Genomic DNA, 9,589 nt, shown 5'->3' with positions numbered 1-9,589 from the left:
TCACACTTACTAGAAAACTTAACAGCACTAATCAAGACTCAAGACTAACTTGCGACAGTGCAATAGTTTTTTTGAACCATCTACACCACCCAAATCACACCTAGTGCGGATGCAATAGTTTTTTGACCCTACTGCGCACACCTCCCACGCCTCCCACACTCCCCACACTCCCCACGCCTCCCATATTTACCACCTACACCTCCCACATCACCTCTGGCGCTAATGCAATAGTTTTTTTTAACCCCACTCCCCACACTCCCCACACTCCCCACACTCCCCACCCTTCCCACACTCCCCACCCTTCCCACCTACCCCTTGCATCTTCTCCAAAATTGTGTTAATATAACAATATCGTTAAAGCAATGGTTTTACCGCCATGATGATTTCTACCGCACAAGCCGCTGAATTACTAGGTATCTCTGCCACTCGCGTCCGTTTCCTGTTGAGCAAGGGCAGAGTCAAAGGAGCTTATAAGGTCGGTAGAACTTGGGTAATTCCCTTATTTGATGGCATGCCAGTAATCACCCCTGGTACTCGCGGACCAAAGCGGAATTGGTCAAAGCGCACAAATTACACTAAAGCTGTTATCCACGTTAATCAAAAAGTGATTCGCCAAAATCACAACACCGGCGAACGCAATCCCGTGATTACGGTAAAACGCGGATCTAAAAACACTTACGGTCATACCGTAGAAGTCAATGGCCCCTGTCGGGTCATGTATCGCCCAGATGATCCCCTAAAGTGTGGAGCACGGGTATGGATTGAGACGATTTCTGACTTTAAAGTGATCGCCTAAGCTGTTGTGGATTTAAATTAGATAAGTAGGAATTGAGCATTCAGCCGTCAGCCGTCAGCCGTCAGCCTTTTGCTGATGACTTATAGCTGATGACTTATAGCTGATGACTTATAGCTGATAGCTGTTCGCGAAGCGTGCGCGTAGCGCATTAGCTGTTCGCGAAGCGTGCGCATAGCGCATTAGCTAAATGCTTACATAAAAAAACCATCAAACCCTCTCCCCTGTTCCCTGTTCCCTGTTCCCTGTTCCCTGCTCCGAAGTCCCTGCTCCCTTGTAGTTAAACTAAACTATTCCCGACAGATCAAACTTTCCTGCGCAATTTCTTCCAATTCAACCGCTTTCAACAATCGGGACCAAGCCTCAGCAAACGTAGCATTTTGTGGATTACTACAACGAAGTTTAGCTGCTTGATTCAAGGCATCATACCAAATGCCATTTTCAGCATAAACTGTCATTAGCTTCTGCTGTGAGTTTTTTGTATCTAACTCATACTTAAACTTTGGCAATTCAACCCGTTTCAAGAGTCCTCTAATAAACAAAACCGAGTCATCGTAAAACGAATCTGGAGAATTACAATCAAGGATCAAATGCCAGCGATACCACTTACCAACCTCTAAGGAGTAGGGAAGAGGTATGCTAAACACACCAGACCGACTTGGCAAAGTAACAGGTAAATATTTTGGAGCAAGCTTGGTGTTAGTTTTTGAATCCTGCAAGGAAAATTCCCCAGAAAGCCCCCTCTCAAAACTTTCAGATTGATAGGAAACATTAACCCAGATAGTCGGAGACTCATTAACTGTCAATCCCCTACTATCTTTATCGATCACAGGTGTCATCGTAAGGTTTCCTCCCGTTTCAGAAACAGCCATAGGACAATATCCACGATTACCTGTACCTCGCCTACGTCCGCTCGGCGCATCACCTGAATAATCTGGCTGTTTAAACTCTACTGCTATAGATTCAGCCCTATTGCCAGTGGATTCCATCAATTGCGCTTGTGCTGGGTAGCTGGTGAGAGTCGCCAGAGCAAACGCAATCCCATAAAGCAGTTTAATTTTAACCATTGTCAACTCCGATGCTTTTGCCAAGGAAGATGCTGACTGGGTCTGAGAAGTTCCCTTTTTGCATCAATCCTAGTTTCACATCTGATTGGAACATGCTGTATAACGTACTACCAAAACCATACCCACCGAAGTAAGCACCAATACCATTGCTGAAGGCACCAGCGGTATCCAACCCCCTTGCAAAATCAACAGATAACAAATGCCATACAAAGCACCAAGTGCCACTCCCGTCGGGATTACCAAGCCACTTAGGCAATGCATACCCCTAGCCTGGCCTGAGCGGAATCCCATTACTAAACCAATTACACTTCCTACCACAGACCAACCCCAAATCCACAGCACTTCTGTTGATTCTGACCAAACCCACAACAAGGGTCGATTATCCAGAACCGCACTCAGGATTTGACTTACCATATGTCCTTGAATCACCACTCCTGGTGTTCGCTTCTGGCTCAGGCGCTGACTGGCACTGTAAGGGGTGAGCCAGTAATCACTACTGGTATTAATTGGACCGGCTATACCAACAAGAATAATCCGACCCTTCAGTTGGGACCTGCGCTGGGGCGGAATCTTATCATTGAGAATATCGCCAACATCGACTGTTGGTGCAATATCTTCAACAGAACGACGGGAACGGTAATTTAGCAAGATTTGTCTACCTGCTGCATCCACTCTGTGGTAGCCACCGGTATAGGAATTTAATTCCTTCAGCACAACAGTTTTACCGTTACCCAAATGTGGCCGATCAATCCATAATTGCTGATTTGATGTGTAGCCCCATGGGATACCCTTAGCATGTAGATAGTATAGGGCTAGTAACAAGCTAAGGTTATTCTTAGCAGTACACTTATCCGTGAGGTCTGGTGAGTTCAGAGATAACAGATGGCGACGGAGGATTCCCCCCTGGTCAGGTAAAGCATCACTAAAACCAATCCGATCTGGCCGAATTTCCAGGGGTGGAGAAATCCCTTCGGTGTCCCCAGCCTTAGCATCTTTAACTTTACAGATACCAAATAAATTCTTTTGTCCCAGGTAAGTTGCTAGTTTAGGGTAAGCTGGATCCACCGGAAAATCACGATAGATATCTAAGCCAATCGTTACTGGTTCATACTCCTGGAGTTTCTCAAATAGCCGAGTAAGAGTATGGTCTGATAACGATGCCCTATGCTTGGGTTGCTGTTCCTGATTTTTAATATCCTCTGGAGTAGCCTTAACAATCAACAGACGTTCGTCCCCCATTTCATAGGGTCGTTGTCCCATCAGTTGGTCAAAAGCTTTTAGTTCAAGCCCTTCCAATAGTCCCAACCACCGCAATCCCATCACCAAAGCCATGGCGAATACACTAGCCTTGAGTAACAAAACGCGATCGCACCATAGTGACCGAATCAGACAAAAATGCCAAGGTCTGTAGGATCTGTTATGCGATCGCAAAAAGGTCTTAGTCTTTTGGTCTGAAGGAGTAAGGGAGGTACTGGGTAATGAACCTTCACCCTCTACTACAGCCGATCGCATCATCTTTTGAACCTCTGAAGAGGTTTGTGACCCATGAGCCTGACTAGAGCTACCTGAAACAGAAGCCAATTGATTGCGATCGCGCAACTGTTGCCAAGTCGGCGCAACAACAGCTGGATTTTGGCAAATCACTGGTAACCAGCTAGCACCAGGATAGTTATCTTCCCAGCCTTGCAACCGTTCCCTAGCTTCCCGCACTGCCAAATATAAGGATTTTCCACCAGCAAATGCGGTTAAAAAGTACTTCAAAAACTCCTGTGCCACTGGATCTGGTACCGGCTCCCGCATCACAATCAACTGAGGAATATGTAAATCAGCCAATTCCCGTGCTAATCCCAAGCCATCGCAAGAATTGAAAATTGCCAGTCTCAAACCACGGGTAATAGCTGCTCCCAGACCATGCTTTAACTGGGAAATCGTTAACCTATCAGTTTGATTAATACTTATGTAACCAGTTTTAGCATCCGCCGCACTCTTGCTATGTCCTGCAAAAAACAGGATATCCCATCCCTGTTTATCCCAAAGCTGGTGGTTAAGCTCTTGGCGTTGTGGCTGCACCAGAAAAACCGTTTCCGCCTCCGGTAACTGCTCAAGTAAAGCCCGGTCTTTTTCAACCTCAATCCCTTCACTATTTCCTAAAATTCCTAATACCCTAACTTGACCCGTTGACTCTCGATCTGGCGTCGTGACTGGCTCATACTCTTGGCTACTCAACGCCACTTCTGTCAGGGGGTAATCTTCAAATAAACGCCACAAATGCCAAGGAAATCGTCGCACTTGGTCATCTTCCGCCTCGATAATCACGCTAATTTCCTCAGACGGAATTAGTTTAGTTCGCACTCGCCGTTCAATGTTGCGAAATTCTTCAGCATTGAGCCAGGTATTAATTTGCTCTTCTAACTGTTGAGACAGATTCCTAAACTCAGCTTCTGAAACATTAGTGATACTAACGTTATGAATTTCCAGACGGCGATCGCACCTGAAGCCTCCGTAGAGTGCTGCATACATTAATTGCCAGCGTTTGTAGAGTTTAGGCAGTTCTGGTGCAGCAGGCAAACCTCCAGTAAACTGCATCAGAGTACGATGATCCCTTTCCCAAAGTTGAGCTATAACAGTAGGAAAACCTTCCTGACAATTACCATTTCCCAGTTTTAAGACTACTAACTGACTCATCTTTAAATAGTTTGTCAGGGCTACATCCGTCAGGGTTAACTAAGGTCTGAAATTTTAATGGTTGCTTGGAGTTGAATGTTTATGGGGGTCTAACCATTAAAACTCTTGCGATAAGATAACATTACTCGATTGTGTTTGTCAACTCTTCAATTGGTGGTATTAAAATGCTATAGTGTAGTTTTAAGATTTTATATCTAGCTTGATATCTAGCTTGATCCACAGTTCACTGATTCAGCATCAAGGGATATCATAAAAATCAGCTTTTCAGGCAAACTCCACTTGTCACGTGACCGTAATTTGTGGTATACTGTAAAGCTAGTGACTAGAAAACTATGGGCGATTAGCACAGTGGTAGCGCGCTTCCTTCACACGGAAGAGGTCACTGGTTCGAACCCAGTATCGCCCATTCTATCTTGGTGTAGGCAATCAAATAGTTAACCAAAACGAAAGGTCTCGTTGAATCAAATCTTGGAGTTTGAGGATATCATCACGATAAAATTCCAGCAACTGTTGCCGTTCCTCTTTAGAAAGAGCAGCTTTTTTCTTATCAGTTGAGTTCATGTTGATTAGCGCTGAACGAACAGTTTGCCTCACCTCCACTGGCAGGATGAACTTTAGTCCAGAAGCTATCATAGTTCTGAAGGGATTTTGTTTCCGCAACAGATCATTAACCAATTTTAGTTTAGGAACTTGAGCCACTTGCGCTTTTTTCGATACATCCGGGATAAACGTTTCATCTACTCCAATGAACCGATACATATCCTGGATCAAAGCCACGGGATTTTTACATAAATCATCGTACAGATAAACTTTTATTTTATCTCGATTAAACGTTTCAAAAAAATGACTCAATTGAGAGGAGTAGAGTCCTTTTTTTAGGGTAAACGACCCCTGAGAGCGAAACTTAAGCTGTTCCGCTAAAGGCTGAACCTTACCCGCTACATCCGTCGCTTCCCGAACATGCATTAAATAATCCGAATAAGCTCGGTCTATGGGATTTCGGAGAATAGCAATCAGTTTAACATCGGGCAAATAACGCGATATTAGCTCACAAGATGATTGATAATGAAACAAATAATTAGGGGATGCTTCCCCAATCGCTATTTCATCCTTAACGTCTTGGAAAAGTTGACAATATTTTTCAAAGGTATCAATTCGATTTTTGTTAGGAGTTATGATGTCTGGAGGTAACGTTTCCCAATCTTTCTCCAAAAAATTGGTTTCCTTAACCGGACTCATATAAACTTGAGGGTGTTGGGTTAAGTAGTTATAAATAGAAGTTGTTCCTGCCTTCTGCACACCTATAATTAAAAAAGTCGGTAATTTCATTTTATTTCTGGGGAGAATAGGGAATAGGGAATAGGGAATAGGGAATAGGCAAAAAATCCTGTGTACCTCATTACTATGAAAACTGCTATAAGTTCCTACTAAGATAATACCCACGTTGAAAGTGGATATCACCAAACGTGATCAAGAAACTATAGCAGAAGTCAAAAGTCAGAAGTCATTTGTCAGAAGTCAAACTCTTGCGCTTACAAAGGGTGTGAGACTTTTGTCATGTCCTAACTGCCCTGGCGACTGCTATACTATCAAGAAAGTACTATAGCAAAGGAAACAGGGAGTAGGGGTAATAAAATTGAATGTACCTCGTAAGTATAGGAAACCCTATAAAAATCTTTACCATCTTCCCATCTCCCCATCTCCCCACACTTGCCACACTTGCCACACTTGCCACACTTCCCGACTCCCGACTCCCTGATTAAGGGAACTGCTATAGTTACTGTTGAGGTTAATGTAAATTATTTACTCGCTTCAACCCAGCAGAGTTCTGGTCGTACTCGTCTAGGTCAACTGAAATCGGCTCAACATTCCAGATTTCCTGACAATACTCCCGAATCGTGCGGTCTGAAGAGAATTTGCCCATATTCGCCGCATTAATAATCGACATCCGAGTCCAGTGATTCTGATCCCGATAGGCTTGGCTTACTTGCTTCTGGGTATTCACATAGGACTGGTAGTCTGCCAAAAGCAGGTACTCATCGCCGTACAGTAGGGAATCCACAAGTGGCTTAAACAGGTCGGGATTACGGGGATAGAAGTACCTAGAGCCAATCTGATCGATTACCTGCTTGAGCTGTTTATTGTTGTTATAGTATTCTTGTGGGTTATATCCCCCAGCCTTGAGAGCGTATACTTCCTCAGTAGTTAGACCAAACAGGAAAAAGTTGTCTGCTCCTGCTTCTTCTCGGATTTCAATATTAGCACCATCCAAGGTACCAATCGTTAACGCTCCATTCATGGCAAATTTCATATTGCCAGTCCCAGAGGCTTCCTTGCCAGCAGTGGAGATTTGCTCTGAAAGGTCCGCTGCTGGGTAAACCTGCTCTCCGAGGGAAACCGAGAAGCCTTCTAAGAAAACTACCTTTATGCGATCGCTTACATCAGGGTCATCATTGATCACCTCTGCTACCGAGTTGATCAACTTAATCACCAGTTTAGCCAAGTAGTAACCCGGTGCTGCTTTGCCAGCGAAAATAAAGGTTCGGGGCAAGATATCGATCGAGGGATTCTCCTTGATCTGGTTGTAGAGAGTAATGATATGGAGTACATTCAACAACTGACGCTTGTACTCGTGAATCCGCTTGACTTGGACATCAAACAGGGAATTAGGATCAACCTTAATATTGTTGTGCAGCAGAATATAATCTGCCAGGTTTTTCTTGTGCAGCTGTTTAATCTTGCGCCAGCGTACGCAAAACTCAGCATCATTAACAAACTGCTCTAACTGTTTGAGCTGGTCTAGATCAGTAACCCAACCCTCTCCAATTTTCTCAGTAATCAGTTCCGACAGTTGAGGATTACTCAGCAATAGCCACCGACGGGGTGTGACCCCATTGGTCATATTAATAAACTTATTTGGCCACAATTCATAGAAATCTCGCAGCACATCCTTCTTCAGCAATTCCGTGTGCAGTGCCGCCACCCCATTAATAGCATGGCTACCTACGCAGGCTAAATGAGCCATCCGCAAAGACTTCTCAGGTTCCTCGTCAATCAAGGACATTCGTCTGAGCCGGTCATTATCACCTGGATACTTCAGACGCACATGATCCAAGAAGCGACGGTTGATTTCATAGATAATCTCTAACTGCCTTGGTAAGAGTCTCTCAAATAGGCTAACTGGCCAGCGTTCCAAAGCCTCTGCTAGCAAAGTATGATTAGTATAGCCAAAAGTGTTCTTAGTAATATACCAAGCTCGATTCCAGCTCAATTTGTACTTATCCAAGAACAACCGCATCAGCTCCGCCACCCCAATCGATGGGTGAGTATCATTCAGCTGAATCGCAATTTTCTCATGGAACAGGTCGAAATTACGATTAGTTCGTCGATAATTATTAATAATGTCCTGAAGAGAACAGCTAACAAAGAAATACTGCTGCTCCAGCCGTAGTTGCTTCCCTTGGGAAGTGTTATCATTGGGATAGAGAACTTTCGAGATATTCTCGGAATAGATCTTCTCAGTCACAGAGCCAGCATAATCACCGCTGTCGAACACCTCAAAATCAAATTCTTCACTGGCACCAGCACGCCACAAACGCAGGGTATTGACGGTATTTTTCTTGTAACCAGGCACTGGTATATCGTAGGGAGTACCCAAAACCTGCCACTCGGGAATCCAACGTACCCGATAGCGACCTCCCTCATCCTTGTAGGATTCTGTCTTACCCCCGAAATTCACCTCAACCGTTAATTCTGGGCGTCTGATTTCCCAAGGGTTGCCGAACCGTAGCCACTTGTCAGGACGTTCAACTTGAGCACCATCAATGATCCGCTGGTCAAAGATGCCGAATTCATAACGGATCCCATACCCAACAGCAGGAATTTCTAAAGTTGCCAAGGAGTCCAGGAAACAAGCAGCCAAGCGTCCTAAACCTCCATTTCCTAAACCAGGCTCAGCTTCCAGCATTTTCAGGTCATCTAGCTCCAGCCCAGATTCGTGGAGAGCTTGGCTGAGCCGATCATATATTCCCAAATTGAGCAAATTGTTAGTGAGCTGGCGACCCATCAAAAATTCTGCTGACAGGTAATATACAGTCTTAGTATTTTTTCTAGTATAGGTTTCTAAGGTTTTAATCCACCGCTGGAGTAGCCGGTCTCTTACCGTATAAGCCAGAGCCATATAGTAATCGTAGGGTGTAGCCAAAAACTGATTTTTACCCTGGATATAATAAAGATTGTCAGCAAAGGCTCGCTTAAGGGTTTCCACCGACATACCTGTGCGGTCATCTTCTACCTTAACCTTGATTTGTTCTGTGAGGTTGGTAGGTTCCTTCATAGTGTGGCTCATCCTGACCAAAAACTTGTCACTCTATTATGGATTCTCTTTTGCCAGAGAGTAAGCATGGTCAGTGACTGCTGCCATTAACCCCAAGGGCGTAAGTATCTGACCCAATTGAGAACTGCCATAGGCTATGTTACCCTAGTAAAAATTTCACAGCCTCGCTCCAATGACACCGGAATGGGAAGCCCTAATCGTTGGCATTAACCGTTATCCAGAATACACCAACTTTAACGACCTGACCGTTGCGGCATTAGATGGGGAAAATGTCGCTCAACGATTAGAGCAGTATGGCTATGAACCGTTTCGGATTCAGGACTTACCCCTTGGGTTGACCCAAAAAGGAGCAGGGGAACTATCGAGCACAGGACTAGTAAAATTAGAGGAATTAAGGGAAGCAGTCGCTAATCTGTTTAATCCTCCACCTCCCAACCAACCTCCAGAAACCGGCCTATTCTTCTTTTCAGGCCATGGCTGTAGACAAGAGGTGGATGGACAACAAGACGTTTTCTTAGTCACTAGTGATGCCTTTCCTGATGTGGGAATTTATGGCTATCCTCTGCGGGAATTAGGTCAGCAAATCGCAACTAGCCCAGTCAAACAGGTAGTGATTTGGTTAGATTGTTGCTACAGTGGCGAGTTACTAAGCTTGCTCCCATTTATCCCAACTGATAAAGCTTACTGCTTGATTACTGCCACTCGTTC

General features: G+C 44.5%; 7 protein-coding genes and 1 tRNA gene. 4 read left to right on the top strand and 4 right to left on the bottom strand.

Features of this window, described 5'->3' with window-relative positions; genetic code table 11:
• Positions 1 to 376 precede the first annotated feature (376 nt).
• Positions 377 to 796: a helix-turn-helix domain-containing protein gene (locus tag F6K38_RS24615; RefSeq protein WP_287250844.1), complete on the top strand. Its 420-nt coding sequence runs from the start codon at positions 377 to 379 to the stop codon at positions 794 to 796.
• A 287-nt stretch (positions 797 to 1,083) separates the two neighbouring features.
• Here F6K38_RS24615 and F6K38_RS24610 read toward each other — a convergent pair whose 3' ends face one another.
• Positions 1,084 to 1,860, bottom strand: coding sequence for a DUF928 domain-containing protein (locus tag F6K38_RS24610; RefSeq protein WP_287250847.1), 777 nt, complete (start codon positions 1,858 to 1,860; stop codon positions 1,084 to 1,086).
• A gap of 75 nt (positions 1,861 to 1,935) precedes the next feature.
• A complete protein-coding gene (locus F6K38_RS24605) occupies positions 1,936 to 4,545 on the bottom strand; it encodes a CHASE2 domain-containing protein (RefSeq protein ID WP_008180650.1) in 2,610 nt (869 codons plus the stop codon).
• 334 nt (positions 4,546 to 4,879) lie between these two features.
• Here F6K38_RS24605 and F6K38_RS24600 point away from each other — a divergent pair.
• Positions 4,880 to 4,951, top strand: a tRNA-Val gene (locus F6K38_RS24600).
• A 20-nt stretch (positions 4,952 to 4,971) separates the two neighbouring features.
• Here the strand turns inward: F6K38_RS24600 and F6K38_RS24595 are convergent.
• Complete coding sequence (locus F6K38_RS24595) at positions 4,972 to 5,874, bottom strand: sulfotransferase family protein (protein ID WP_008180651.1); 903 nt, start codon at positions 5,872 to 5,874, stop codon at positions 4,972 to 4,974.
• A 311-nt stretch (positions 5,875 to 6,185) separates the two neighbouring features.
• On the opposite strand from F6K38_RS24595, the gene F6K38_RS24590 reads away from it, so the two are divergent.
• A complete protein-coding gene (locus F6K38_RS24590) occupies positions 6,186 to 6,308 on the top strand; it encodes a hypothetical protein (RefSeq protein ID WP_267871996.1) in 123 nt (40 codons plus the stop codon).
• A gap of 26 nt (positions 6,309 to 6,334) precedes the next feature.
• Here the strand turns inward: F6K38_RS24590 and F6K38_RS24585 are convergent, their stop codons facing one another.
• Positions 6,335 to 8,881, bottom strand: a complete 2,547-nt coding sequence (locus tag F6K38_RS24585; protein ID WP_008180653.1) for a glycogen/starch/alpha-glucan phosphorylase — start codon at positions 8,879 to 8,881, stop codon at positions 6,335 to 6,337.
• 172 nt (positions 8,882 to 9,053) lie between these two features.
• On the opposite strand from F6K38_RS24585, the gene F6K38_RS24580 reads away from it, so the two are divergent.
• Positions 9,054 to 9,589 (top strand): caspase family protein (locus F6K38_RS24580; RefSeq protein WP_287357762.1); only part of this gene is annotated, 536 nt, incomplete at its 3' end.

Origin of the sequence: Moorena sp. SIO3B2 (assembly GCF_010692525.1) — a bacterium.
Lineage (GTDB): Bacteria > Cyanobacteriota > Cyanobacteriia > Cyanobacteriales > Coleofasciculaceae > Moorena > Moorena producens.
The sequence above is the reverse complement of the archived record's forward strand: the minus strand, read 5'-3'. Positions and strand labels throughout refer to the sequence as shown.

What these genes read in the sequence shown, in the direction of transcription:
- F6K38_RS24615 (WP_287250844.1), top strand. Translation starts at nt 377, where the DNA reads ATGATGATTTCTACCGCACAAGCCGCTGAATTACTAGGTATCTCTGCC.
- F6K38_RS24610 (WP_287250847.1), bottom strand. Translation starts at nt 1,860, where the DNA reads ATGGTTAAAATTAAACTGCTTTATGGGATTGCGTTTGCTCTGGCGACT.
- F6K38_RS24605 (WP_008180650.1), bottom strand. Translation starts at nt 4,545, where the DNA reads ATGAGTCAGTTAGTAGTCTTAAAACTGGGAAATGGTAATTGTCAGGAA.
- F6K38_RS24595 (WP_008180651.1), bottom strand. Translation starts at nt 5,874, where the DNA reads ATGAAATTACCGACTTTTTTAATTATAGGTGTGCAGAAGGCAGGAACA.
- F6K38_RS24590 (WP_267871996.1), top strand. Translation starts at nt 6,186, where the DNA reads ATGTACCTCGTAAGTATAGGAAACCCTATAAAAATCTTTACCATCTTC.
- F6K38_RS24585 (WP_008180653.1), bottom strand. Translation starts at nt 8,881, where the DNA reads ATGAAGGAACCTACCAACCTCACAGAACAAATCAAGGTTAAGGTAGAA.